This is a genomic window from Methylobacterium sp. UNC300MFChir4.1 (assembly GCF_900110155.1).
In the GTDB taxonomy this organism is placed as follows: domain Bacteria; phylum Pseudomonadota; class Alphaproteobacteria; order Rhizobiales; family Beijerinckiaceae; genus Methylobacterium.
Genome location: NZ_FOCS01000003.1, coordinates 69,092 through 95,142, shown reverse-complemented (window position 1 = coordinate 95,142; position 26,051 = coordinate 69,092). Strand labels below are relative to the sequence as shown.

The window sequence follows — 26,051 nt, the reverse complement described above, 5'->3', positions numbered from 1 at the left end:
GGAAGGACGTCGAGGTGTTCCGATGAGTTCCGTGTCCCGCCATCGCACCGGTCGCGCCGCGACCGCGGCGGCCCTGACGCTCGCCGGCTCGGCGGCGGCGCTGGTCGGCTGGAGCGCGCTGGCCGTGGACCGGCGGATGACCCTGCCGCCTGCCCTGCCGGGCCGCCACGAGCGGATCCGAACCCGCCGCGCCGGCGCGCTGTCGCTCTACGGCTCCGCTGAGGCCGAGGGCGTGCCGCTCCTGCTGATCCACTCCATCAACGCGGCGGCCAACGCCTACGAGGTCCGGCCGCTGTACCTGCGCTACCGCGGCACGCGCCCGGTCTACGCCCTGGAACTCCCGGGTTTCGGCTTCTCGGAGCGCTCGCGCCGCCGCTACACGCCGCGCCTGATGGTGGAGGCGATCCACGCGGCGGTCGACGAGATCCGGAGCCGGCACGGCGGCTGGGCGATCGACGCCCTCGCCCTGTCGCTCTCGTGCTCGTTCCTGGCGCGGGCGAGCCTGGAGCGGTCCGACGCCTATCGCAGCCTCGCGCTGGTGAGCCCGACGGGGTTCGACGCCCGGCTCTCCGGGGAGGGTCCGCCGGACGGCCATCGCGGCCGCGACTGGCTGCTCCGCGTCCTCGACCGCCCTCCGCTCGGCCGGCCGCTCTTCGACGCGCTGGTCACGCGGCCGAGCATGCGGTTCTTCCTGGAGAAGACCTTCGGCTCCTCCGAGATCGACGAGGGTCTGCTCGCCTACGATCACGCCTCGGCTCACCAGCCCGGCGCCGAGCACGCCCCGTTCTGCTTCATCGCGGGCCACCTGTTCCCCACCGACGCGACCTGCCTCTACGAGCGCCTCCGCCTCCCGGTCTGGATGGTGCACGGGGAGCGCGGCGACTTCGTCGACTACCGGCTGGTGCCGCGGGTCGCCGACCGGCCCAACTGGCGCGTCGACACCCTGCCGACCGGCGCGTTCCCGCATTTCGAGCGGCCGGAGGCGGTCGCGGCCGGCTACGACGCGTTCCTGGCGAGCATCATCCGCCTGCCGGCCGCGCGACCGGCGTGATCCGTTAGCGGGCCCGCGGGACACCGGCGCGCAGGCGCTCGCAGACCGGCGGGTCGAGCTCGCGCCGGCCGCCGAACGTCGAGGTCGTGTGTCGGAGGCCGCAGCGATCCGCGTCGGTGGACCCGGCGCGCCCCCGTCCGTAAGGATGGAGACGCCGCCCGGAGCGGCGTCCGTGTTGGAATCCGATGATCGACCTGACCCTCGAGGCCGCCCGCACCATCGTCGACACCGCCCTGCGGGAGGCGCGAACCCGCAACCTCAAGCCCCTCGCCGTCGTCGTCTACGATGCCCGCGGCGCGCTGAAGGCGGTCGCGGTCGAGGACGGCACGTCCCTGCGCCGGGCCGAGATCGCGAGCGGCAAGGCCAACGGCGCCCTGGCGCTGGGCCTCGGCTCCCGGGCGATCCACGCGCGGGCGGAGCAGCAGCCCTACTTTGTCGCCGCCGTGACTCACCTCGCCGGGCCCGACGCCCTCGTGCCGGTGCCGGGCGGCGTGCTGATCCGCTCCGGCGAGGGACGCCTTCTCGGCGCGGTCGGCATCTCCGGGGACACCTCCGACAACGACGAGATCTGCGCCGTGGCGGGGATCGAGGCGGCCGGCCTGAGGCCGGATACCGGCGCCTGACCGTGCGCCCGCGCCGGCGCGACTGGCTGGCCGGCGCGTTCGCCCTCGCGGCCGTCCGGCCCGCCCGCGCGGCCGACGCACTCTACCGCCGCGGCAACGACGCCGATCCCGAGACGCTGGACCCGCACCGCTCGTCCACGGTCGCGGAGGCGCACATCCTGCGCGACCTCTGCGACGGGCTGCTCACCTACGACAACCGGGGCACGATCATCCCGGGCGCGGCGCGCGCCTGGTCGGTCTCCGAGGACGGGGTGAGCTTGCATTTCGACCTGCGCCCCGACGGCCGCTGGTCGAACGGCGAGCCGGTCACCGCCGACGACTTCGTCTACGCGTTCCGCCGGATGCTCGACCCGGCCACGGCGGCGAAATACGCTGAGATCCTGTTCCCGATCCGCAACGCCGCCGCCGTGAACCGCGGCGAGACGCCGGCCGACGCCCTCGGCGTCGCCGCCGAGGCGCCGCTCCGGCTCGCGATCACGCTGGAACAGCCGACGCCCTACATCCTGGAACTCCTGACCCACCAGACCGCGCTTCCGGTCCACCGCGCCTCGGTGGAGCGCTACGGCGACAGCTTCACCCGGCCGGGGAACCTCGTGACCAACGGACCTTACCGGCTCGCCGACCGCGTGCCGGGCGGCGCGATCACGCTGGAGGCCAACCCGCACCATCCGGACGCCGCGAGCCTCGCGATCCGGCGCGTCGCCTTCCTGCCGACGCCCGACATCGCCGCCGCGGTGCGCCGCTACGCCGCCGGGGAGATCGACTCCCTCTCCGACCTGCCCGTCGACCAGATCACCGACCTGCGCCGCCGCTTCGGGCCGCAGGTGGTGCTCGGCCCCTCGCTGGGGCTCGCGGCGCTGGTGGTGAACACCCGCAAGGCGCCGTTCTCGGACCGCCGCGTCCGCCGGGCACTGTCGCTCGTCATCGACCGCGAGTACCTCGCCGACGGCCTCAACGGCGGCACCATGAGCCCGGCCTACTCCCTGTGCCCGCCCGGCCTCGACAATTACCGCACGCCCCCCGAGACCGAGGGCCGCCTCGGCCTGCCGATCGACCACGAGGCGGAGGCGCGCCGCCTGCTCGCGGAGGCGGGGTTCGGCCCGGACCGACCGCTCACCGTGGAGTACCGGTTCAATATCAGCGACAACAACCGCACCATCGCGGTGGCGCTCGGCGAGATGTGGCGCGACCTCGGAATCGTGACGCGCTACGTCTACACGGACGCGAAGACGCATTTCGCCTACCTGCGCGACGGCGGCGACTTCGACGTCGCCCGCTACAGCTGGATCGCCGACTATTCCGATCCGCAGAACTTCCTGTTCCTGCTCCAGAGCGGGAATGACGGCATGAATGCCGGCCACTGGTCGGACGTCGCCTACGACGCCCTGATGGCGCGGGCCGCCACCGAGCGCGACCTCACCCGCCGGGCCGGCCTGCTCTACGACGCCGAGGCGATCGCCCTGCGCGAGCTGCCGTGGATCCCGCTGATGCACTACCGCTCCAAGGCGCTGATCGCGCCGCGGTTGCACGGCTACCACCCGAACCTGCGCAACGCCGCGCCGACCCGCTTCATGAGGCTCGACGCGTGATCCGCTTCATCCTGCGCCGCCTCCTCCAGGCGGTGCCGACGCTGCTCGCCGTGGTGACCGTCAGCTTCTTCCTGATGCGGCTCGCCCCGGGCGGCCCCTTCGACCTGGAGCGGCCGCTGGCGCCCGCCGCCATGGAGAACCTGCGCCGGGTCTACGGCCTCGACCGGCCGCTGATCGCGCAGTTCGGGAGCTACCTCGCGGCGCTGGCGCGGGGCGACCTCGGTCCGTCCTTCTCGTTCCGCGACCAGAGCGTCCTCGGCCTGATCGCCCGGGGCCTGCCGGTCTCGGCGACGCTGGGCGCCCTCTCCCTCGCGCTCGCCACCGCGCTCGGCGTCGGGCTCGGGATCGTGGCGGCGCTCCGGCGCGGCGGGTTCGTCGACCGGCTCCTCGGCGTCGGGGCCGCCCTGACCCTCTCGCTGCCGAGCTTCGTGGTCGCGCCGCTGCTGCAGATCGCCTTCGGCCTGACCCTGCGCTGGCTGCCGCTCGGCGGCTGGAACGACGGCGCCCCGAGCCACCTCGTCCTGCCGGTGGTGACGCTGGCCCTGCCGCAGGTCGGTGCCCTGGCCCGGCTCACCCGGACCTCGCTGGCCGAGGCCCTGCGGACGCAGCCGGTCCGCACCATGCGCAGCCTCGGCCTTCCGCCGGCCCGCGTCACCCGGCACGCCTTGCGGGGGGCGCTGCTGCCGGTGGTGGCCTATCTCGGGCCGCTGGCGGCGGCCCTGCTCACCGGCTCGGTGGTGGTCGAGACGATCTTCGGGCTTCCGGGGATCGGCCGGTACTTCGTCGAGGGTGCGCTCAACCGCGACTACACGCTGGTGATGGGCACGGTCCTGCTCGTCGCCGGGCTGGTGATCCTGCTCAACCTCGCCGCCGACCTCGCCTGCGCGTGGCTCGACCCGCGCCTCCGGGTGGCGGCGTGACGGCGGTTTCCACGGCGCCGGCCCGGCGCGCCGTCCTCCGGTTCGCGCGGGAGCGGACCGCCGTGGCGGCGCTCGCCGTGCTGGTCCTGATCGCCCTCGCCTGCCTGATCGGCCCGGGCCTCACCGGTCACGACCCCGAGCGCGCCTATCCGGACCTGCGCCAGCTCCCGGCTGGCCTCTCCGCGCAGCCCGACGCCGCGCGTCTCCGGCCGGCGCTCGAGCGTCTGGCCTTCCGGATGCGCGCGCGGCTCGACGCGGTCGAGCGCGACGGCGACACGTTGCGGCTCACCCTCGGCTCCGACGCGGGCGTCGACCGGCGTAGCCTCGTTTACCTGCCGCGCTCGGCCCTGTTCGGGACCCCGACCGTCGTGGACAAGCGGGACGGCGGCCGCGGGCTCGTCGTGGCGGTGCCGGTCCGGCGCCTGCACTTCCCCCTCGGCACCGACATCCAGGGCCGCGACCTGCTGACCCGCTGCCTCGTCGCCGGCCGGATCTCGCTGGCGATCGGGCTCGCGGCCAGCCTCGTCGCCCTGCTCATCGGCGTCGCCTACGGGGCGACGGCGGGCTTCGTCGGGGGCGCCGTCGACGCCGTGATGATGCGCGCCGTCGACGTGCTCTACGCGCTCCCCTTCGTGTTCTTCGTGATCCTGCTGCTGGTCTTCTTCCGCCCGAGCCTGCTGCTCATGCTGGTGGCGATCGCCGCGGTGGAGTGGCTCGACATGGCCCGGGTGGTGCGCGCCGTGACCCTGTCGCTGCGCGAGCGCGACTTCGTCCGCGCCGCGCGGGCGCTCGGCCTCGGAACATCCCGGATCATCCTCCGGCACATCGTGCCGAACACCCTCGGCCCGGTGGCCGTGACCGCGACGCTGCTGGTGCCGCAGGTGATCCTGCTGGAGAGCTTCCTGTCGTTCCTCGGGCTCGGCGTGCAGGAGCCGCAGACCAGTTGGGGCGTCCTGATCGCTGAGGGCGCCCGCTCCATCGAGGCGGCGCCGCACCTGCTCGCGGCCCCGGCCGCGTTCCTGATCGCGACCCTGGTGGCGCTCAACCTGATCGGCGACGGCCTCGCGGACGCGCTGGACCCGCGCCGGGACTGAGCCCGGGTCCGGCAAGCTCCGCGACGTCAGCCCAGTTGCCGAATCGGGGCGCCGGCGAGCCAGGCCTCGATGTCCTCCACCGCCTGGGTGAAGAAGGTCCGGTAGTTGTTGCGCGACACGTAGCCGAGATGCGGCAGCGCCAGCACGTTCGGCAGGCGCCGGAACGGGCTGTCGGCCGGCAGCGGCTCGGTCTCGAACACGTCGAGGCCCGCGCCGGCGATCCAGCCGTCCTTCAGCGCCTGGACCAGCGCGGCCTGATCGATGATCGGCGCGCGCGAGGTGTTCACGAGAAACGCGTCGCGGCGCATGCGGCGCAGCTCGGCCGCGCCCAGGAGGCCGCGGGTCCGGTCGCCCAGCACGAGGTGGATCGTGACGACGTCGCTCGCCTCCAGCAGGGCTTCCTTCGAGGCCGCCCGCTCCACCCCGGCGGCTGCTGCGCGGCCATCGTCGAGGTTCGGGCTCCAGGCGATCACCCGCATGCCGAAGGCGCGCCCGATCTCGGCCACCCGCGTCCCGATCTTCCCCAGGCCCAGAACGCCGAGGGTCGCGCCGGCGAGGTCGGTCCCGATCGTGCTCTGCCAGGGGCCGCCCGCGCGCAGGGTCAGGCTCTCCGGCGCCACGTGTCGGGCCAGTCCGAGGATCAGCGCCCAGGTCAGCTCCGTCGGCGGCGTCGGGCTGGAATCGGTGCCGCAGACGACGACGTTGCGCGCGCGGGCCGCCGCGAGGTCGATGGCGAGGTTGCGCATGCCGCTGGTGACGAGGAGTTCCAGCCGCGGCAGCCTTTCCAGCAGAGCCGCCGGGAACGGCGTCCGCTCCCGCATGATCACGAGGATCTCGGCCTGCGCGATCCGCGCCACGAGGTCGTCCGGATTCGGGATGTGCTGGCTGATCGCGGAGACCGCGACGCGGTCGGAGAGGCGCGCCCAGTCCGCGAGCGCGAGGGCCGCCTGCTGGTAATCGTCGAGGATCAGGCCGGTGCGCATGGGGATGGGGTAGGCCTCGACGGCTGGAGCGTCAACGGATGCCGGGCGACGGCGCGCGGCGCCTACGCCCCGGCCAGGGCCGCGAACGCCGCCGCGACGCCGGCGGCACCGGGATCCTGGACACCGGCGAGGTCCCCGGCGGCCAGGTAGCTGGAGCGGCCCGCGCCGGCGCGATCCATGCCGGCCGTGGCCTCGGCGCCGGCCCGGGCCGCCGCCGCGGCGGCCGCGAGGTCGCCGCCCGTCAGGGCCTCGACGGCGGGGATCAGGGCGTCGAGCAGCGTGCGGTCGCCGGCCCGGGCGCCGCCGTAACCCTGGACGCGCGCCACGCCCTGCCCGAGCGCCTCGGGCCACGCGGCGGCGCCGGCGAGGGCCGAGGCCGTCGCGGCGAAGAAGATCGAGCCGAGCACGCCGCTCGATCCGCCCACCGCGCGCCCGATCCGCTCGGCGAGCGCCCGGCACAGGGCCGCGGGTTCCGCCTGCGGCAGCCGGTCCAGATCTGCCAGGACGGCCCGCGCCGCGCCCGCGAAGGTCGTGCCGGCATCGCCGTCCCCGACCTTGGCATCGAGGCCGTTCAGGGTGTCCTCGGCCCCGATCAGGGCCTCGGCGACGGCCCGGATCCGGGCGGCGGTGACGGCGTCGTGCGACGGCGCGAAGGCCTCGCCCGCGAGTCCCTCGGGCACTGGCCGCAGGATCGGCGGCGCGACCCGCACCGCCGCGGGCCAGGCCGGGACCGGGACGGGCTCCGACAGGGCGCGCTCCAGCGCGTCGTCGATCGGCAGGACCGACAGCGAGGCACCGTGCATGTCGAGCGCCGTCATCAGTGGCGCGGGCCCGAGCAGCAGGCGGACGCGCCGCCCCAGGCCGGTGGCGAGCACGGCGCGGGTGAGGACCTGCATCTCGAGCGCGGAGGCGGAGCCGAGATTGTTCACGAGCAGCGCCAGCCGGTCCGCACCTTCGACGGCCCGCGCGAGACGCTCGGCCATCAGCTCGGCGAGGTCGCTGGCCTTCGGCAGCGCGATGCGCTCCGCGCCGGGCTCGCCGTGGATGCCGAGGCCGAGCTCGGCCTGTCCCTCCGCCAGCCGCTCGCTGCGCGGCGAGCCGGGGATCGTGCAGGTGGAGACCGCGATGCCGAGCGACTTCGCCGCCCCGGCCGCCCGGCGGGCGAGCGACGCCACGGTCTCGAGCGGTTCCCCGGCCTCCGCGGCATGACCCGCCACCTTGTGGACGAACAGCGTCCCGGCGACGCCGCGGGGCTGCTTGGCGTCCGGCAGCGCGATGTCGTCCGCGACGATCACGGTCTCGACCCTGTGGCCGAGCGCCCGGGCGCGCTCGGCGGCGAGCCCGAAATTCAGCCGATCACCCGCGTAGTTCTTGATGACGAGCAGGCACCCCGCCGGCCCCGTCACCGCGAGGATCCCGGCCAGCACCGCGTCGACGCTCGGCGAGGCGAAGACGTCACCGCAGACAGCGGCGCTGAGCAGGCCCGGTCCCACGAAGCCCGCATGGGCCGGCTCGTGGCCGGAGCCGCCGCCGGAGATGACCGCGACCTTCCCGGGATCCGGAGCGGCGCGGAGGACGACGCGGATGCCCGGGTCGCCGTCGAGCCGTGCCAGGCGTCCGCCGCTCGCGGCGACGAGGCCGTCGACGGCGTCGTTGACCAGGGTGGAGCGGGCGTCGATGAAGTGGGCCATGGCGTGACCTTCGATGGGGCCAATCCGCGATTCTGCGTCGGCGGATCCGCGCGCATTGTCCGCCTCGTCGAGCCCTGCTGGCAACGGTCTCCGTCCTCGCGAGCGCAGCGCAGCGATCCGGCCCGCGCCACGCCGACCGAAGTCCCGCCGCCCCGGCACGCTTCGCTGCGCGCGCGACGACGACGGTCCTGCCCGTCCCTTATTCCTTCACGGCGCCGGTGAGGGCGGAGACGTAGTACTCGACGAAGAACGAGTAGAGGATCACCAGCGGCAGCGAGCCGAGCAGCGCGCCGGCCATCAGCGACCCCCACTTGTAGACGTCGCCGTCCACGAACTCGCTCACCACGGCGATGGGCACCGTCTTGTTCTGCGTCGAGGACAGGAAGGTCAGCGCGTAGATGAACTCGTTCCAGCACAGGGTCAGGGAGAAGATCCCCGCCGAGATCAGCCCCGGGAAGGCGAGCGGCAGGATGATCTTGGTGAGGATCTGCCACCGGCTGGCGCCGTCCATCAGCGCGCATTCCTCCAGCTCGTAGGGAATGGTCTTGAAGTAGCCCATCAGGAGCCACGTCGAGAACGGGATCAGGATCGTCGGGTAGGCGAGGATCAGGGCGATCGGCGAGTCGAACAGGCCGTAGGCCTGGATGATGGTGGCGAGCGGGATGAACAGGATCGAGGGCGGCACGAGGTAGGCGAGGAAGATCGCCGCCCCGACCCAGCCGGCGCCCCGGTAGCGCACGCGGACGCAGGCATAGGCGGCGAGCACGCTCGCGAACAGCGACAGCACGGTCGCCGCCACCGACACGTACATCGTGTTCCAGAGCCAGCGCGGATACTGCGTCTCGAAGAGGAGCTTGTTGATGTGCTTGAGCGTCGGATCCACGACCCAGAACGGGTTGAACCGCTCCATGTCGATCAGCTGCTCGTCCGGTTTGATGGCCGTCAGCGCCATCCAGTAGAACGGGAACAGCAGCACGGCGAGGATGAGGAGGAGCGGCAGGTAGGTCGTCACGAGCCGCCGGGGCAGGCGCTCGAGATAGGCCATGCCCTCCGAATTGTCCGTGAGCCCGGCGGGCCGCGCCTCCAATACGGAGTTGAGATGCGGATCGGCGTGGGCGGGCGGTGCGGGCGCGCTCATCGGTCGTTCCCCCCGGATTGCCAGGCCCTGCGCTGCAGGCCGAACCACGAGATGCCGATGGCCGCGAGCAGGAACGGCACCATGGCGGTGGCGATGGCCGCGCCCTCGCCGAGCGTCCCCGAGAGGATGCCGCGCTGGTACGACAGGGTCGCCATCAGGTGGGTGGCGTTCACCGGGCCGCCGCGCGTCATGGCCCAGATCAGCTGGAAGTCGGTGAAGGTGAACAGCACCGAGAAGGTCATCACGACCGCGATGATCGGGGTCAGGAGCGGCAGGGTGATCCGCGAGAAGATCTGCCAGTTGGAGGCGCCGTCCAGCGTCGCGGCCTCGTAGAGCGAGGGCGAGACCGTCTGGAGACCGGCGAGCAGCGTGATGGCGATGAACGGCACGCCCCGCCAGATGTTGGCGAAGATCACGCAGGCTCGCGCCATGGCGGGATCGCCGAGGAAGTCGATGTTGCCGTCGATCACCCCGAGATGGCGCAGCGACCAGGAGATGATCGAGAACTGGCTGTCGAAGATCCACCAGAAGGCGATGGCCGACAGCACGGTCGGCACCACGAACGGGATCAGCACGATCGACCGGATGATAGACTTGAACGGCATGTTCTTGTTGAGCAGCAACGCGAGGTAGAGCCCGACCCCGAACTTCACCACGGATGCCACCGCCGTGTAGAGGCAGGTGTTGAACACCGAGAGCCAGAAGACGTCGTCGTCCCAGAGCCACTCGTAGTTCTCCAGGCCGACGAAGACCCCGTCGCGGCCGATCCGCGCGTTGGTGAAGGACAGCCAGATGCCCTTCAGGAGCGGGTAGGCCAGGAACAGGCCGAGGATCAGCGCCGTCGGGAGCATGAACCAGAACCCCGCCCAGCCGCGGCTCGCGCGCACGCGCTGCCAGGCCGAGCGGGTCGGGATTGCGGCCGGGGCGGGCTGCGTCAGGGCCGTGTGCGCCATGGTCTCGCCTCCGGCGGGTGCGGTCAGGTGTTCCGGAAGATGCGGGTGGCGGCGCGCTCGGCGTTCTTGATGGCGCCCTTCACGTCCTCGCGGCCGGTGCAGTGACTGGCGAACATGTCGACGATCACGAAGTCGGCCAGCACCGCGGCGATCCGCTCGCTCACCGGCGCGAGGCCGCCCGCCGCCAGGGAGCGCCGTCCCGCCTCGGCGAAGACCGCGTTCTTCGGGTCGCTCGTCCAGATCGGGTTCTTCGGATAGTTCGACAGCGGCTCGCAGAGGTAGCCCTGGGCCGCCTCCAGCCAGGGATTGTAGTTCGCCGCCTCCATCATGAAGGCGATGAAGGCCTTACAGGCGTTCGGCGCCTTCGAGTACTTGAAGGCCAGGATCGGGAAGGCGAGCTGGAACTCGGTGGGCTTGCCGACCGGGCCGATCGGCCAGACCGCGTGGTCCATGTCCTCGGCGAGCTTCGGGTTGTCCTTCTTGGCCGCCGCGTAGATCGAGATGCCGTTGTTGGTCAGGTACAGGTCGCCGGCCAGGAACGCCTTGTTGTTCGACGAGTCGTTCCACGACACCGTGCCGGGCACGAAGGTCTCGTACAGCGACTTGACGTATTCGAGCGCCTTGGCGGTCTCGGGCGAGTTGATGACGATCTTCTCGTTGGCGTCGACGAGGTTGCCGCCGTGCGACCAGAGCGCCCAGTGGCACCACGTGTTGCCGTCACCGGTGGCGTGGCCGAGGGCGAAGCCGGCGGGCGTGTTGTTCTTCTTCAGGCCGCGGCAGAGTTCGAGGAAGCCCGCCGTGTCGGTCGGGAACTTGTCGAACCCGGCCTTCTTCATCGCCGAGATGCGGTAGTTCGGATAGCCGCCGTTGAACGCCACGGGGATCGCGATCCACTTGCCCTTGACCTTGCCGTAGGCCTCGGCCGACGGGAACCAGGGGCCGTATTTCTTGCCGAGGGATTCTGCCACGTCCTCGAGCGGCAGGCACTTGTCGGGGAAGAGCGCCGGGAACGAGAACAGACCCCAGACCATGTCGGGCCCTTGGCCCGTATTGGCGGCGACCGACGCCTTGGGCTGGATGTCGTCGAAGGACTCGTTGGTCACCGTGACCTTGACGCCCGTCGCCTTGGTGAAGGCGTCGACGAGCTTCATGAAGGCCTCGTCCTCCGCCGGCACGAAGCGCTTCCAGCGCAGGAGCGACAGGCTCGCCCCCGGCTCGGGCTTCCACTCCGCGTTCTGCGCCCAGGCCTTGGCGAAGCCGAGGAGGTCGCCACCGGCGGCGAGGCCTGTCGCTGCGGCGCCCGCGAGGAGGGACCGGCGATCGAGAACGGACATCGTTACTTCTCCCTCGGTGATCGTGATCCTGGAGGCGCCGCGCGCCTCGAATCCGCGCCGGATCCGACGCGGGTCAGCTCGGCAGGCGACGGCCGGTCTCGGCGTCAAAGAAGTGCACGCGGTTCGGCCGCAGGGAGATCGTCTCGCCCGGCCGCTCGCGCACGCGCTCGCGCAGCACGCAGGTGATGTCCTGGCCCCCGGCCCGCACCGCCAGCATGGTCTCTGAGCCGGTCGGCTCCACGACGACGACCTCCGCGGCGATCCCCTCGGGCGCGAGGTCGAAATGCTCGGGGCGGACGCCCAGGATGAGCGGCCGGCCGTCGACCCCGGAGGGCGCGTCGGCGAGCGGGATCGACAGGCCGGTCTCGGTGGTGAAGGTCAGACGCCCGTTCGCCCGGACCTTGCCGGGCATGAAGTTCATGGCCGGCGAGCCGATGAAGCCGGCAACGAACAGGTTGTCGGGCCGGTCGTAGAGTTCGAGGGGCGGCCCGATCTGCTCCACGACCCCGTCGTGCATCACCACGATCCGGTCGGCCATGGTCATGGCCTCGATCTGGTCGTGGGTGACGTAGATCGTCGTCGTCTTCAGGCGCTGGTGCAGCTCCTTGATCTCGGTGCGCATCGCCACGCGGAGCTTGGCGTCGAGGTTGGAGAGCGGCTCGTCGAACAGGAAGACCTGCGGGTCGCGCACGATCGCCCGGCCCATGGCGACGCGCTGGCGCTGGCCGCCCGAGAGCTGGCGCGGGTAGCGGTCCAGCAGGGGAGCCAGCCCGAGGATCTGGGCGGCCTTGTTGACCCGGAGATCGATCTCGGAGGCCGGCGCCTTCCGGATCCGCATCGAGAACGCCATGTTCTCGCGGACGGTGAGATGCGGATAGAGGGCGTAGTTCTGGAACACCATGGCGATGTCCCGCTCCTTGGGCGGCACATCGTTCACCACGCGCTCGCCGATGCGGATCTCGCCGCCGGAGATGTTCTCGAGCCCGGCGATCATCCGCAGGAGCGTTGATTTCCCGCAGCCCGACGGGCCGACCAGGATCACGAATTCACCGTCCCGGATATCCACCGACACGCCGTGCAGGACATTCGTCGATCCGAAAGCCTTGCGAACCTCGCGGATTCCCACCGAGGCCATGCTTCCTCCCGATCAAGGCCGCTCTGTCGGCGGCTCTAGGGCAGCAGTACAAATGAGGGTTCGCGGGAAAGCAAGCCGGCCTCCTGGCAAAGCTGCAGATATTCTTGGATCTGTCAGGCGAGCCCCCCGGCGCCCGTGACGAGCGCGGCCCGGTGAAACTTCCGGCGGGATGACGGGCGGCGCGGAATGCTATGGGATCGCGCGCCGGCCGCGGTCCCGGAACCTGGCCCGTCGCGCGCGGACATCTCAGGGTCACACATCCAGGGGACATGAGCACATGTCGTTATCGGACCTGACCGCGCGGGAGATCCTGCCCGCCGACGGATGCCGGGGCGCCCTCGTGGGCCGGGTGTGGCGGCCGGACGTGGCCGGTCCGAGCGTCGTGGCGATCCGCGCCGACGCGGACGGTGCGGCCCGAATCGTCGACGTCACCGCCGCCTTCCCCACCGTCAGCGACCTGTGCGAGGCCCGAGACCCCGCCGCCGCCCTGCGCGGCGCCCAGGGCGAGGATCTCGGCAGCCTCGACGCGGTGCTGGCCAACACGCCGCCGGACGCGCGCGACGCCACCAAGCCCTGGCTCCTGGCCCCGGTCGACCTCCAGGCCCTGAAGGCGGCGGGCGTGACCTTCGCCACCTCGATGCTGGAGCGGGTGATCGAGGAGCGCGCACGCGGCGATCTCGCCGCCGCGGCGGCGATCCGCGCCGAGGTCGAGCGCCTGGTCGGGCACGACCTGCGCCGGCTGAAGCCCGGCTCGCCCGAGGCCATGGCCCTCAAGGAGGTGCTGGTCGCGCAGGGCGCCTGGAGCCAGTATCTGGAAGTCGGCATCGGCCCGGACGCCGAGATCTTCACCAAGGCGCAGCCGCTCTCGGCCGTCGGCTGCGGCGCGGATGCGGGGCTGCACCCGGACTCGCACTGGAACAACCCCGAGCCCGAGGTGGCGCTCGCGGTCGCCTCCGACCAGCGGATCATCGGGGCGACGCTCGCCAACGACGTGAACCTGCGCGACTTCGAGGGCCGGTCGGCGCTGCTCCTCGGGAAGGCCAAGGACAACAACGCCTCCTGCGCCGTGGGGCCGTTCCTGCGCCTGTTCGACGACACGTTCGGCCTCGACGACGTCCGCCGCACGACCGTGACCCTCGAGGTGACCGGCACGGACGGCTTCCGGCTGGAGGGCACCTCGCCGCTCTCCGAGATCAGCCGCGACCCGGAGGAGCTGGCGGAGGCGCTGATGGGGCGGACGCACGACTACCCCGACGGCGCCCTCCTCCTCCTCGGCACCATGTTCGCGCCGATCCAGGACCGGCACGGGCCGGGCCTCGGCTTCACCCACGCCGACGGCGACCGCGTCGCGGTGGCGAGCCCGGAGCTCGGCTGCCTCGTCAACCGCATGCGCCCCTGCGACGCCTGCGAGCCCTGGACCTTCGGTGCCCGTGCGCTCATGCGAAACCTCGCGGCGCGCGGGATTCTGTGACAGAGCGGCGACCGGACCGAGCCCCGAGATGATGCCGATGACCGACACCGCCTTCCTCGACCGCCTCGCCGCGATCGTCGGACCGTCCGGTCTCGTCACCGGTGCGGAGCTGCGGGGACGCTCGGCCAACTGGACGCGCCCGACTGAGCCCTGCGCCGCCCTGGCCCTGGTCCGCCCGCGCAGCACGGAGGAGACCGGCGCCGTCATGGCCGCCTGCCACGCGGCGGGCGTCGCGGTGGTCCCGCGGGGCGGCGCCACCGGCCTCGTCGACGGCACGCTCTGCCAGCCCGACGAGATCACCCTGTCGACCGAGCGCATGACCGGCATCGAGCCGGTGGACCCGCTCGGCATGACGGTGGTGGTCGGCACCGGCGCGACGCTCGAGAGCGTGCAGGACGCGGCGTCCGCGGCGGGCCTGTTCTTCCCCCTCGATCTCGGGGCCCGCGGCTCGGCGACGATCGGCGGCGCGATCTCCACCAACGCGGGCGGCCTGCGGGTGCTGCGCTACGGCATGATGCGCGAGATGGTGCTCGGCCTGGAGGCGGTGCTCGCCGACGGCACGATCGTGTCGTCGATGCGGCCGCTCATCAAGAACAACACCGGGCTCGACCTCAAGCAGCTCTTCCTCGGCACCGAGGGCACGATGGGCATCGTCACGCGGGCGGTCATCCGCCTGCGGCCGGAGCCCGCCGGCTACGCGACGGCGCTGATCGCGTGCCCCGGAGTCGACGACGGCGCGCGGGTGCTGCGGGCGGCGCAGAGCGCCTTCCAGGGGCGTGTCTCCTCGTTCGAGGGCCTATGGCCGGACTTCTACCGGCTGATGACGGCACCCGGGCGCGCGACCCCGCCGCTCGGTCCGGACTACCCGTTCTACGCGATCATCGAGGTCGAGTGCGTCCCCGAGGAATCGGACCGGTTCCTCGGTCTGCTGGAAGGGCTGATGGGAGACGGCACGATCCTCGACGCCGTGGTCGCCGCCTCGGAGGAGCAGCGCCGCGGCATGTGGCGGATCCGCGACCGCGTCGAGCACCTGAACGCCGACGGGATCGACCGGGCCTTCGACGTGAGCGTGCCGCTCGCGCGGATGGACGGCTACGTCCGCGGCGCGCTCGACCGGCTCGCGGCGATCCCGGGCTGCCGGGCGGTCGTCTACGGGCATATCGGCGACAACAACCTCCACTGGAACACCACCCGCCTCGACGCCGCCGGCAACGCGGCGATCGACGCGGCGATCTACGAGCCGCTGGCGGAGCTGAACGGCTCCGTCTCGGCGGAGCACGGGATCGGGCTCGAGAAGCGGGCCAAGCTGAAGCTGTCGCGCTCGCCCGAGGAGATCGCCGTCATGCGGCTCGTGAAGCGAGCGCTCGATCCGGACAACCGGCTGAATCCGGGCAAGATCTTCTGAGGGCTCCGCCGTGGCGATCCGCTTGGCGGTGCGCCTCACGCCGCGCGGGGGCCGCGACGCCGCGGAGGGCTGGGCCCGGGACGAGAAGGGGCAGCCCTACCTGAAGGTCCGCGTCGCCGCCCCGCCGGTTGAGGGCGCGGCCAATGAGGCGCTCGTCGCGCTGATCGCCAAGGCGCTGAAGGTCAGCCGCGGCTCGGTCCGCATCGTGACTGGCGAGCAGAGCCGGCTGAAGATCCTGGAGATCGACGGCGCCGCGCAGGCGGATCTGGATCGCGTGTTCGGTTCGCCGTGAGCGGTCGCCTACGTCTTTGCGAGCGCAGCGAAGCAATCCAGTGTTGCGCGCGATCGGAGGCCTGAGGCGCGCCTGGATTGCTTCGCTACGCTCGCAAGGACGGAAGAGCCTGAACGTCAGCCGCTCTCGGACGATGCGTCCCACCTTCCGCGACGCATCGTCCATCGACTGATCGATCAGAACGCGACCTTGTCGCCGCCCTTCAGCGCAAGCATCTCGCGCGCCTCGTCGGGCGAGGCGACCGCGAGGCCCAGCCCCTCGATGATCGCGCGCACCCGCCGGACCTGCGCGGCGTTGGTCTCGGCCAGCTTGCCCGGACCGTCCCAGAGGCTGTCCTCGAGCCCGACGCGGACGTTGCCGCCCATCGCGGCCGCCATGGCGGCGATGTTCATCTGGTTGCGGCCCGCGCCGAGCACCGACCAGCGGTACTGATCGCCGAACAGACGGTCGGCGGTGCGCTTCATGTGCATAACGTCGTCCGGATGCGCGCCGATCCCGCCCTGCAGGCCGAAGACCGTCTGGATGAACAGCGGCGCCTGCACCAGCCCGCGGTCGAAGAAGTATTTCAGGTTGTAGAGATGCGCGGTGTCGTAGCACTCGAACTCGAACTTCGTCCCGTTCGGGCCGCAGGTCGTCAGGATGTGCTCGATCTGGCCGAACGTGTTGCGGAAGATGATGTCCTTGTGGCCGAGATAGTCCCGCTCCCACTGGTGCTTCAGGTCCTTGAAGCGGTCGAGCATGCCGAACAGGCCGAAGTTCATCGAGCCGAGGTTCAGCGAGGCGACCTCCGGCTGGAAGGTCGCGGCCGGGCGCACACGCTCCTCGATCGACATGGTCGGCGCGCCGCCGGTGGTGATGTTCACCACGCAGTTCGAGCGCTGCTTGATCACCGGCAGGAACTTGGCGAAGGCCTCGGGTGTCTGGTCGGGCTGGCCGTTCTCCGGGTTGCGGGCGTGCAGGTGCACGATGGCGGCGCCGGCCTCGGCGGCGCCGATGGCGGCGTCGGCGATCTCCTCGGGCGTTACGGGCAGGTGCGGCGACATGCTGGGCGTGTGGATCGCGCCCGTCACCGCGCAGGTGATGATGACTTTCCGCTGTGAGGCCATGCTCAGTCCTTCCGTGAAGCCTTGTGGGCGCGGAGCGCCGCCAGCCGCGCGTCGCGGCGGTTCATGCGTGCGGGCAGATCGGTCGGCGGTTGCCACTTGGCCAGGATCGCCTCGGTGGCCGGCGCCTCGTAGACTGAGGGCCGCGCCGGGTCGGCGGCGAGGCTCTTGTAGAAACCGGTGTAGCGCGCGCAGTAATCGGAGATGCCGCCGGGCGCGTTGAGCTCGATCGTCTCGAACGGGCCCATGAAGCTCCAGCGCAGGCCGAGGCCGTCCGCCACGGTCTTGTCGAGGTCCTGCGGGGTCACGTAGCCCTCCGAGGCGAGGCGGAACGCCTCCGCCAACAGGGCGCCCTGGAGCCGGTTGAGGATGAAGCCCTCGATCTCCTTCAGCACGGTGATCGGGACCTGCCCGATCTGCTCGTAGACCTGACGGGCCCGCACCAGCGCCTCGGGCGCCGTCCACGGCGCGCCGGAGATCTCCACCAGCGGGATCAGGTGCGGCGGATTCACCGGATGGCCGACCAGGCACCGGGCCCGACCGGGCAGATCCTCGGTGAACAGGGAGCAGCGGATCGCCGAGGAGGACGAGGCGATGACGGCCTCCCGCGGCGTCGCGGCGTCGAGGTCCGCGAACAGGCTTCGCTTCACCTCCAGCCGCTCCGGTCCGTTCTCCTGCACGAAGGCGACCCCGTCGAGGGCGGCCGCGAGGGTGCCGGCCGCGCGGATGCGCGCCGCAGCACCCTCGGGATCCGCGCAGAGGTCGTTCGCCGCCAGCGTCCGCAGCCCCTCGGCGCAGAGCGGGATCGCGGCCTCGGCGACGCCCGCTGCGGGATCGAACAGGCGCACATCCCAGCCGGCACGGGCGAAGATCATCGCCCAGGCCCGGCCGATCAGGCCGGCTCCGACGATCGCGACGCTCTCGGTCATAGCCACAGCACCTTCCGCCTCAACTCCTGATCCTCGCGCAGGAGACGCGACTCGCCCGTCCACTGCACGCTGCCGCGCTCCAGGGCGACGGTGCGGTCGGACAGCGCCAGGGCGAGGTCGAGGTGGTGGTCCACCAGGATGATCGCGATCTCCCGGCGCAGCCGGTCGAAGGCCTCGAACAGCTCCTCCGTCACGGCCGGCGACAGGCCCTCGAAGGGCTCGTCGAGGAGGAGGAGCCGCGTGTCGCCCGAGAGGGCGCGGGCCACCGCCACCATCTGCTGCTCGCCGCCGGACAGGCGGGCCGCGTCGACGGTCCAGCGCTCCTTCAGGCGCGGGAAGAACTCGAGGACCTTCTCCTCGTCCCAGTGGATGCCGGCGCCGGTGAGCCGCCGCAGGCGGCCGAGGCCCAGATTCTCCGCGACGGTCATGCCGGCGAACAGCGCCCGCCCCTGCGGGACGTAGCCGATCCCGAGCCGGGCGATCCGGTCGGGCGACAGGCCGGCGATGTCCTTGCCGGCGAGCACGATCCGGCCGGTGGCCGGCGGCGCGGTGCCGATCAGGGTCTTGAGCAGAGTCGACTTGCCGGCCCCGTTGCGTCCGAGGAGCGCCACGACCTCGCCCCGGCGCACCGCCAGGTTCACCCCGTTCAGGATGTGCGACTTGCCGTAGAAGGTGTCGACGCCCTCCATGGCGAGCAGCGTCTCGGCCTCGGCGGCGCTGGCGCGCGGCTTCGCGGCGATCGCCGCCGTGCCCGAGCCGAGATAGACCGCCTGCACCCGCTCGTCGTCCCGGGCGTCCGCGACCGAGCCGTCGACCAGCACGGCGCCGTCGGCCATCACGGTGACGCGGTCGGCGAGGCGGAAGACGCGGTCGATGTCGTGCTCGACGAGGAGCACCGGGATGTCGGCCGAGAGCGCCTTGATCAGGTCGCCGACCCGCTCGCGCTCGGCGGCCGCCAGCCCGGCGAGGGGCTCGTCGAGCAGCAGCACGCGCGGCCGAGTGGCCAGCGCCAGCCCCATGTCGAGGAGCCGCTGGCCGCCGTAGGACAGGCTGCCGGCCTCGGCCCGCTCGATGCCGGACAGGCCGGTCCAGCGCAGCAGCTCGGCGGTGTCGTCGGCAATCTCCCGGACGGCCAGCGCGTCCCGCCAGGGGCTGAAATGCGCGGTGTGCCGGGCCTGCACCGCGAGGCGAACGTTCTCCTCCACGGAGAGGCCCGGGAACAGGTTGGTGATCTGGAACGACCGGCCGATCCCGGCCCGGGTGATGGCGTGCGGCTCCAAGCCGGCGATCTCGCTTCCGTCGAGGCGGATGCTGCCGCCGCTCGGGCGGAACATCCCGGACAGCAGGTTGAAGGCGGTGGTCTTGCCGGCGCCGTTCGGTCCGATCAGGGCGTGGAGCGTCCGGTCAGCCACCGCGAAGGACACGCCGCGCACCGCCTTCACGGGCCCGAAGCTCTTCCGGATCTCGTCGGCGACCAGCACCGGGCCGTCGCCGCGCCCCTCCGCGATGAAGCGGGCCGGGACGCGGCCCGAGGCGCCGGCGCGGCGGGCCGACATGGCCGCGCCCTCGGTCGGGACGCGCCGGAACGGCTTGAGCAGCCGCGCCGCGATGCCGACGAGCCCGTCCGGCGAGAACACGATGAAGGCGACGAACAACAGGCCGAAATACAGCAGCCAATCGGCGGTGTAGATCGACAGGAACTCGCGGAAGAGGATGTAGAACAGCGCGCCGAGCGCCGGCCCGAGGAACGAGCGCATCCCGCCGATCACCACCATGGCGAGCAGCTCGCCCGAGAAGGCGATGGAGATCGGGTCGGCCGAGGTGAAGCGGTGACTGTAGGCCGCGAGCGCGCCCGCCAGCCCGGTGATCGTCGCCGAGATCACGAAGGCCGCGAGCTTGTAGCGGTTGGTGGCGTAGCCGAGGAATCCCGCGCGCTGCTCGTTCTCGCGGATCGCCACCAGGACGGTGCCCATGGGCGAGCGCCGGAAGCGCCACAGGGCGATCAGGACCGCGAAGGCGATTCCGGACACCGCGGCGTAGTAGGCGCCGGGCTCCTGCAGCGCCGCCCACCGGTGCAGGTTTCCGATGCCGTTCTCGCCACCGGTGAGGTCGGTCCAGCGGAACGCGATGGCGTAGAGCATCGCCGTGAAGGCGAGGGTCAGGAGCGAGAAGTAGACGCCCCGCCGCCGGAGGATCAGGCCGCCGGCGGCGAGGGCCGCGAGCCCGGTGATCGCCAGGGCGCCGAGGAGCGGCAGGGCCATGTCGGCGGGGAAGAGGCGCGTCTGGAGGATCGCCACCGCGTAGGCGCCGATCCCGAACCACGCCCCGTGGCCGAACGAGGTGAGCCCGGTCCAGCCGACCAGGATGTTGAGGCCGAGCACCGCCAGGGCGAAGATCACCACGTCGGTGGCAGTGATCAGCGTCAGGCCGATCGCGTCGAGGGCGAAGGGCAGGACGATCAGGGCGGCGAGCGCCGCCCAGAGCTGGCGGCTCTCGCGCAGGATCAGGCCGCGCTGCGGCAGGGCGAGCGGCAGCGGCTCGGCGGTTCCGGACATGGGACGCTCTCCGCTCACTCGAACCGGGCGATGTGCTCGCCGAACAGGCCGCGCGGGCGCAGCAGCAGGACGAGCACCATGAGGGCGTAGACGGCGGCCTCGGTGGCCGGCGGGTAGGCGTAGGCGGTGAGGCCCCGGACCACGCCGACGATCAGCGCGGCGAGCACCACGCCCCAGAAGGAGCCCAGACCGCCGATCACCACGACCACGAAGGCGAAGGTCAGGATCTCGGCGCCCATGGCGGGCTGCACGCCCGTGACCGGCGCCATCATGGTCCCGGCGAGCGCCGCGAGCCCGACCGCGATCGTCACCACGGCGGTCATGTAGGGCCGGAGCGAGATGCCGAGCGCCGCGACCATGTCGGGATTCTGCACGCCGGCCCGGACCACGCGTCCGAAGCTCGTCCGTGTCAGGAGCAGCCACAGGCCGGCGACGCAGGCGAGGGCCACGACGAGGATCGAGAGCCGGTAGCGTGAGTAGATCAGGTCGCCGATGAAGACCTGCCCGCGCAGCCACAGCGGGATCCCGAAGGGCACCGGCGCCGCCCCGAAGGCCATGCGCAGCGCCTGCTCCGCCACCATCGCGAGCCCGAAGGTGAGGAGCAGGCCGAGCGTCGGGTCGCCGCGGTAAAAGCGCCGGAGCAGGAACCGCTCGATCAGGAGGCCGAGCACCGCCACCGCGAGCGGCGAGGCGATGAGGGCGCCGCCGAAGCCGATGGTCGGCGTCAGCAGCACGGTCATGTAGGCGCCGATCGCGTAGAAGGCGCCGTGGGCGAGGTTCACGATCCCGCCGAGGCTGAAGATCAGCGACAAACCCAGCGCGATCAGCAGGTACTGCACGCCGATCAGCAGGCCGTTGAGCACCTGCTCCAGGATGAAGACGAGCTGCATGGACGCCTCACGCCGGGAAGGTGCAGGCGTTCTCGTCGCGGGTGGTGGCGAGCACTTCCAGGCTCTCGCCGGGACCGGGCAGCGGCCCGGTCGAGGTGAAGATGTCGTAGGGGTTCTTGACCTGATCGGCCGGCAGGGCGGTGATCGCGAACATCTCCTGCATCAGCTCGTGGTCCCAGGGGCGGAAATAGCCCTCGCGGACCTTGGCGATGTCGAACTTCGCGCCCGATTCCAGGTGCTCCACGACCTTGATCGACTCGGTCGATTTGAGCTCGTTCATGGACTGCGCGACGATCTTCATCGCCGTGTAGTCGCCCCAGCCCTGGTTCTCCGGCGGCTTCTTGTACTTGGCCTTGAAGGCGGCGACGAACTTCTTCGCCGAGGGCGAGTCGATCTGGTGGTGCCAGATCACCGGCCAGGTGCCGAGGAAGTTCCCCGGCCCGGCGCCCCAGGCCAGCGCCGTGTCGAAGCCGAAGCCGGCGACCGGGAACGGCAGGCCGAACTCGCTGTACTGTTTCAGGAAGTTGGTGATCTGCGCGCCCGCGAGGTTGCAGATCACGAGGTCCGGCTTGGCCTGACGGAGCTTGAGCAGGAACGGTGAGAAGTCGGTGAGCTCGGTCGGGATCAGATCCTCGCCGACGAGGGTGGCGTCATTGGCCGCGAAGTACTTCTTCGCCTGCTTCAGAAGATCGTGGCCGAAGGCGTAGTCGGCGGTGAGCGCGTAGACCTTGCGCCCCTTGATCAGGCCCCGGTCGAGCAGTGCTCGGCCGCAGGCCCGCACCATCATGGTGTTCTGCGATTCGACGTGGAACATGAACCGCTTGCAGTCGGAGCCGCGCAGCGCGTCCGAGTTGGCGCCGGTGTTGATGAACAGGATCTTCTCGCGCTGGGCGACCTGGCTGATCGCCAGCGCCGAAGCGGAGTTGATCTCGCCGACGAGGCAGGCGACGCGGTCACGCTGGACCATGCGCTCGGCCTTGGCCGAGGCGGTCTGCGGGTTGACGCTGTCCTCCGACACGAGCTCGACCTTCCGGCCCGCGATGCCGCCGGCCGCGTTGATCTCCTCCACCGCGAGTTGAGCCGCCTGCACGGCGAACTCGCCGAGCGGCCCGAGGAAGCCGGTCCGCGGCGTGAGGTGACCGATCCGGATCACCTCGGACTGTCCCTGGGAGAGCGCCGGGCTCGCGAGGGCCGGCGCGAGGAGCGCCGCGCCGCCGGCGCGCAGGAGGCTGCGGCGAGAAAGGGAATTCCCGTACCGGTCCGTCATCGTTCCGCTCCCGTGCGTGTCCTCCAGCCGGGTTGTTGTGGCGGGCTCTGACGGCCCTCACCCGAACTGTGATCACAGATCACTAGCGTGATAGTGCCGGATCCGTCTAGTGTCGGCATATGAATTCCACTTTGGCGCTGGCCGACCTGCCCCAGCTCGAGCGGCGGACCCTGTCCGACACCGTCTACGAGGCCCTGTCGGATCTGCTCGCCTCGGGGCGGCTGGCGCCGGGCGACCGGCTGTCCCTCCGGCAGAGTGCGGCGGCCCTCGGCGTCTCGGTCATGCCGGTGCGCGAGGCGGTGAGCCGGCTCGCGGCGGACGGCGTGCTGGAAGTGGCGCCGAATCGGGTGATCCGGGTGCCGGTCATGGGCGCGGCCGCGTTCCGGGCCCTGGTCGAGACCCGCATCGCGGTCGAGGGGATCGCGGTGGCGCGGGCGGCCGAGCGGCGGACGGGGGCCGAGCTCGCGGCGATCCGGAGCGCCGTGACGGCCTTCCGGGCCGAGGCCGAGGCGGCGGAGCCCGACAGGGCGCGCGCCGTCCAGCTCAACCGCGACTTGCATTTCGCCATCTACGGCGCCTGCGGGCTGGCACCCCTGCAGGAGATCATCGCGCGGCTCTGGCTGAAGGCCGGCCCGGTGATCAACCTGGATCTGCGCGCCCACCCGGAGCGCCTCCTCCAGGGCTTCGCTCTGCGCCGGCACGCCGAGGCCGTGGCGGCCATCGAGATCCGGGACGGCGCGGCGGCCGCGGCCGCGATCGCCGCCGACATCCGGGAAGCCGCGGAGTTCATCTTGACCCGCGGCGGATTGCGGGACGTTCAGGGAGAGGATTGATCATGGATCTGGGGATTGCCGGCCTGCGCGTCCTGGTGACGGCGGGCGCTGCCGGAATCGGTCGCGAGATCGTCGACGCCTTCCTGGACGAAGGCGCGCGCGTCTTCGCCTGCGATATCGACGCCGAGGCCTTGGCCGCGCTGCCGGACACCGTCGGGCGCAGCCGGACCGACGTCGCCGACCGCGACGCCGTCGCCGCGATGATGGACCAGGCGGTCGAGTTCCTCGGCGGCCTCGACGTGCTCGTCAACAATGCCGGGATCGCCGGCCCGACCGGTCGGGTCGAGGAGATCGCGCCCGAGGAGTGGGATCGCTGCCTCACGGTCTGCTTGACCAGCCAGTTCAACTGCGCGCGCCTGGCGGTGCCGCACCTGCGCCAGAGCGCCAACGCCTCGATCGTCAATCTCTCCTCGGCCGCGGGCAAGTTCGGCTTCGCCCTGCGCAGCCCCTACGCGGCCGCCAAGTGGGGGGTGATCGGCTTCACCAAGTCCCTGGCGATCGAGCTCGGCGGCGCGGGGATCCGGGTGAACGCGATCCTCCCGGGTCTCGTCGCCGGGGATCGCCAGCGCCGGGTGCTCGAATCGAAGGCCCAGCAGCAGGGCACGAGCTTCGCCGACATGGAGGCGCGGGCGTTCTCGTTCGTGTCGGTGAAGGAGTACGTCACGGCGCGGCAGCTCGCCGACCAGATCCTGCTGCTCTGCTCGCCGCGTGGCCGGACGATCTCGGGGCAGGCCATTTCCATCGATGGTGACACCCGGATGCTGTCCTGAAATTAATCCAGCGCCGGAGATGCTGCGGCGGATCAATCCTCAGAGTATTGCAAGATCGAGCTCAGGGCGCCGCGACCGCGGCCGCGACGCCCGCCGCGGTAGCGGAAGACACGAGCCGGACCGCCAGCGCCGGCCCCAGGATGCGAGGAAGCGACCATGAGCGACAAACGCCGGATCACGCCCCCCGACCTGCGCTCGAAGGCCTGGTTCGACAACCCGCACAACCCGGGCATGACCGCCCTCTACCTGGAGCGCTACCTCAATTACGGGCTGACGCCGGAGGAGCTGCGGTCGGGCAAGCCCCTGATCGGCATCGCCCAGACGGGTTCCGACCTGTCGCCCTGCAACCGCCATCACGTCGAGCTCGCCAAGCGGGTGCGGGACGGCATCACGGCGGCCGGCGGCGTCGCCTTCGAGTTTCCCTGCCACCCGATCCAGGAGACCGGGAAGCGGCCGACCGCGTCGCTCGACCGGAACCTCGCCTACCTGTCGCTGGTCGAGGTGCTGTACGGCTACCCGCTCGACGGCGTCGTGCTGCTGACCGGCTGCGACAAGACCATGCCGGCCTGTCTGATGGCGGCGGCCACCGTCAACATCCCGGCGATCTCGCTGAACGTCGGACCGATGCTCAACGGTTACTTCCAGAAGGAGCTGACCGGGTCCGGCACGATCGTCTGGAAGACGCGCGAGCGGCATGCCGCCGGCGATATCGACTTCCAGCAGTTCATGGACATCGTCGGGTCGTCGGCACCGTCCACGGGCCACTGCAACACGATGGGCACGGCCTCGACAATGAACGCCCTCGCCGAGGCGCTCGGCCTCGCGCTGCCCGGCTCGGCGGCGATCCCGGCGCCCTACCGCGAGCGCGGCCAGGCGGCCTACGCCACCGGCCAGCGGATCGTCGAGATGGTCTGGGAAGACCTCAAGCCCTCTGACATCCTGACCCGCGAGGCCTTCGAGAACGCGATCGTGGCCAACGCCGCGATCGGCGGTTCGACCAACGCGCCGATCCACATCAACGCCATCGCCAAGCATATCGGCGTGCCGCTGAGCTGCGACGACTGGGAACGGGTCGGGTTCGAGATCCCGCTGCTCGTGGACATGCAACCCGCCGGCCGCTGGCTCGGCGAGGAGTATTTCCGCGCGGGCGGCCTGCCGGCGGTCTTCGCCGAGCTGATCGAGGCCGGGAAGGTCCACGAGGGTGCCCTGACCTGCAACGGCCGGACCGTCGGCGAGAACTACCGCGGGCGGCACAGCTGGAACCGCGACGTGATCCGCGCCTACGGCGAGCCGCTGATGGAGCGCGCCGGCTTCCTCAATCTCAAGGGGAGCCTGTTCGATTCCGCGATCATGAAGACCTGCGTGATCTCGGAGGAATTCGCCGCCCGCTACCTGCGCAATCCGAACGATCCGATGGCCTTCGAGGGGCGGGTGATCGTGTTCGACGGGCCCGAGGACTACCACACGCGGATCGACGACCCGGCGCTCGACGTCGACGAGAACACGATCCTGATCATGCGCGGGGCCGGTCCGATCGGCTATCCCGGCGCCGCCGAGGTGGTGAATATGCAGCCGCCCGGCGCCCTGATCCGGCGCGGCGTCACCTCGCTGCCCTGCATCGGCGACGGCCGGCAATCCGGCACCTCCGGCACGCCCGCCATCCTGAACGCGTCTCCCGAGGCGGCCGCGGGCGGCGGGCTGGCCCTGTTGCAAAGCGGCGACCGTATCCGGATCGACCTCAACCGCCGGAGCGCCGACATCCTGCTCCCGGCCGAGGAGATCGCGCGCCGGCGCGCGGATCTGGCGGCGCGCGGCGGATACCCCTACCCGGCGACGCAGACGCCCTGGCAGGAGATCTACCGCGATCAGGTCGACCAGCTCGATCAAGGCATGGTGCTGAAGGGCGCGGTGAAGTTCCAGAAGGTCGCGCAGGCCTCCGGGGTGCCGCGGGACAACCACTGAGGCCGTTACCAGAACCCGCCCGACGGGCGGACGCGGGGCTGCGACGGCCCGCGCGCCGGGCGA

General features: G+C 71.5%; 22 protein-coding genes. 11 read left to right on the top strand and 11 right to left on the bottom strand.

Annotated elements, in window-relative coordinates:
- Window positions 1-22 precede the first annotated feature (22 nt).
- The 5 genes from BMY19_RS06060 (at window position 23) to BMY19_RS06040 (ending at window position 5,277) form a co-directional block, all read left to right on the top strand.
- A complete protein-coding gene (locus BMY19_RS06060) occupies window positions 23-1,051 on the top strand; it encodes an alpha/beta fold hydrolase (RefSeq protein ID WP_100251179.1) in 1,029 nt (342 codons plus the stop codon).
- A gap of 185 nt (window positions 1,052-1,236) precedes the next feature.
- On the top strand, window positions 1,237-1,674 hold the full coding sequence (locus BMY19_RS06055; protein WP_100251178.1) for a GlcG/HbpS family heme-binding protein: 438 nt from the start codon (window positions 1,237-1,239) through the stop codon (window positions 1,672-1,674).
- A gap of 2 nt (window positions 1,675-1,676) precedes the next feature.
- Window positions 1,677-3,263, top strand: coding sequence for a peptide ABC transporter substrate-binding protein (locus BMY19_RS06050; protein WP_100251177.1), 1,587 nt, complete (start codon window positions 1,677-1,679; stop codon window positions 3,261-3,263).
- Window positions 3,260-4,183 carry an ABC transporter permease gene (locus BMY19_RS06045; protein WP_100251176.1) on the top strand — a complete coding sequence of 308 codons (924 nt, stop codon included), beginning with the start codon at window positions 3,260-3,262 and terminating at the stop codon, window positions 4,181-4,183. Before BMY19_RS06050 ends, BMY19_RS06045 begins: the two co-directional genes overlap by 4 nt.
- The gene (locus tag BMY19_RS06040) at window positions 4,180-5,277 is read left to right on the top strand and encodes an ABC transporter permease (RefSeq protein WP_100251175.1); all 1,098 of its coding nucleotides are present in this window, start codon (window positions 4,180-4,182) and stop codon (window positions 5,275-5,277) included. The genes BMY19_RS06045 and BMY19_RS06040 overlap by 4 nt, the downstream gene beginning before the upstream one ends.
- A gap of 26 nt (window positions 5,278-5,303) precedes the next feature.
- Here BMY19_RS06040 and BMY19_RS06035 read toward each other — a convergent pair whose 3' ends face one another.
- From BMY19_RS06035 to ugpC, 6 genes are all read right to left on the bottom strand, one after another.
- Window positions 5,304-6,260, bottom strand: coding sequence for a D-2-hydroxyacid dehydrogenase family protein (locus BMY19_RS06035; RefSeq protein ID WP_170855084.1), 957 nt, complete (start codon window positions 6,258-6,260; stop codon window positions 5,304-5,306).
- A 62-nt stretch (window positions 6,261-6,322) separates the two neighbouring features.
- Window positions 6,323-7,951 (bottom strand): dihydroxyacetone kinase subunit DhaK, encoded by a 1,629-nt coding sequence (locus BMY19_RS06030; RefSeq protein ID WP_091677066.1) that lies wholly within the window; start codon window positions 7,949-7,951, stop codon window positions 6,323-6,325.
- Between the two features lie 199 nt (window positions 7,952-8,150).
- Window positions 8,151-8,996, bottom strand: a complete 846-nt coding sequence (locus BMY19_RS06025; RefSeq protein WP_234082978.1) for a carbohydrate ABC transporter permease — start codon at window positions 8,994-8,996, stop codon at window positions 8,151-8,153.
- Window positions 8,997-9,085: 89 nt separating this feature from the next.
- Complete coding sequence (locus tag BMY19_RS06020) at window positions 9,086-10,042, bottom strand: carbohydrate ABC transporter permease (protein WP_020091916.1); 957 nt, start codon at window positions 10,040-10,042, stop codon at window positions 9,086-9,088.
- Window positions 10,043-10,065: 23 nt separating this feature from the next.
- Window positions 10,066-11,376: an ABC transporter substrate-binding protein gene (locus BMY19_RS06015; protein ID WP_020091915.1), complete on the bottom strand. Its 1,311-nt coding sequence runs from the start codon at window positions 11,374-11,376 to the stop codon at window positions 10,066-10,068.
- A gap of 73 nt (window positions 11,377-11,449) precedes the next feature.
- The gene (ugpC, locus tag BMY19_RS06010) at window positions 11,450-12,511 is read right to left on the bottom strand and encodes an ABC transporter ATP-binding protein (protein ID WP_091677069.1); all 1,062 of its coding nucleotides are present in this window, start codon (window positions 12,509-12,511) and stop codon (window positions 11,450-11,452) included.
- A gap of 277 nt (window positions 12,512-12,788) precedes the next feature.
- Between ugpC and BMY19_RS06005 the strand changes: the two genes are divergently transcribed.
- From BMY19_RS06005 to BMY19_RS05995, 3 genes are read left to right on the top strand one after another with little or no spacing between them, the layout of a single operon-like run.
- A complete protein-coding gene (locus tag BMY19_RS06005) occupies window positions 12,789-13,982 on the top strand; it encodes a fumarylacetoacetate hydrolase family protein (protein ID WP_100251174.1) in 1,194 nt (397 codons plus the stop codon).
- Window positions 13,983-14,019: 37 nt separating this feature from the next.
- Entirely contained in the window at window positions 14,020-15,387 is a 1,368-nt protein-coding gene (locus tag BMY19_RS06000; RefSeq protein WP_244534848.1) for an FAD-binding oxidoreductase, read from the top strand.
- 10 nt (window positions 15,388-15,397) lie between these two features.
- The gene (locus BMY19_RS05995; protein WP_100251172.1) at window positions 15,398-15,679 is read left to right on the top strand and encodes a DUF167 domain-containing protein; all 282 of its coding nucleotides are present in this window, start codon (window positions 15,398-15,400) and stop codon (window positions 15,677-15,679) included.
- Between the two features lie 176 nt (window positions 15,680-15,855).
- On the opposite strand, the gene BMY19_RS05990 is transcribed toward BMY19_RS05995, so the two are convergent.
- The 5 genes from BMY19_RS05990 to BMY19_RS05970 are packed head-to-tail and all read right to left on the bottom strand — an operon-like array spanning window position 15,856 to window position 22,423.
- Window positions 15,856-16,785 (bottom strand): 3,5-dioxohexanoate:acetyl-CoA acetone transferase, encoded by a 930-nt coding sequence (locus tag BMY19_RS05990; RefSeq protein ID WP_100251171.1) that lies wholly within the window; start codon window positions 16,783-16,785, stop codon window positions 15,856-15,858.
- Window positions 16,786-16,787: 2 nt separating this feature from the next.
- Window positions 16,788-17,711 (bottom strand): 3-hydroxyacyl-CoA dehydrogenase, encoded by a 924-nt coding sequence (locus BMY19_RS05985; protein ID WP_100251170.1) that lies wholly within the window; start codon window positions 17,709-17,711, stop codon window positions 16,788-16,790.
- Window positions 17,708-20,266 carry a branched-chain amino acid ABC transporter ATP-binding protein/permease gene (locus tag BMY19_RS05980; protein ID WP_100251169.1) on the bottom strand — a complete coding sequence of 853 codons (2,559 nt, stop codon included), beginning with the start codon at window positions 20,264-20,266 and terminating at the stop codon, window positions 17,708-17,710. The genes BMY19_RS05985 and BMY19_RS05980 overlap by 4 nt, the downstream gene beginning before the upstream one ends.
- A gap of 14 nt (window positions 20,267-20,280) precedes the next feature.
- Complete coding sequence (locus BMY19_RS05975; RefSeq protein ID WP_056528459.1) at window positions 20,281-21,156, bottom strand: branched-chain amino acid ABC transporter permease; 876 nt, start codon at window positions 21,154-21,156, stop codon at window positions 20,281-20,283.
- A 7-nt stretch (window positions 21,157-21,163) separates the two neighbouring features.
- Complete coding sequence (locus tag BMY19_RS05970; protein ID WP_100251168.1) at window positions 21,164-22,423, bottom strand: ABC transporter substrate-binding protein; 1,260 nt, start codon at window positions 22,421-22,423, stop codon at window positions 21,164-21,166.
- A 119-nt stretch (window positions 22,424-22,542) separates the two neighbouring features.
- Between BMY19_RS05970 and BMY19_RS05965 the strand changes: the two genes are divergently transcribed.
- The 3 genes from BMY19_RS05965 to BMY19_RS05955 all read left to right on the top strand — a co-directional run bounded on the left by BMY19_RS05965 (window position 22,543) and on the right by BMY19_RS05955 (window position 25,988).
- Window positions 22,543-23,256 carry a GntR family transcriptional regulator gene (locus BMY19_RS05965; RefSeq protein ID WP_100251167.1) on the top strand — a complete coding sequence of 238 codons (714 nt, stop codon included), beginning with the start codon at window positions 22,543-22,545 and terminating at the stop codon, window positions 23,254-23,256.
- Window positions 23,257-23,258: 2 nt separating this feature from the next.
- Window positions 23,259-24,026, top strand: coding sequence for an SDR family oxidoreductase (locus BMY19_RS05960; protein ID WP_091926591.1), 768 nt, complete (start codon window positions 23,259-23,261; stop codon window positions 24,024-24,026).
- 156 nt (window positions 24,027-24,182) lie between these two features.
- Window positions 24,183-25,988 (top strand): IlvD/Edd family dehydratase, encoded by a 1,806-nt coding sequence (locus BMY19_RS05955; RefSeq protein ID WP_100251166.1) that lies wholly within the window; start codon window positions 24,183-24,185, stop codon window positions 25,986-25,988.
- Window positions 25,989-26,051: the final 63 nt, after the last annotated feature.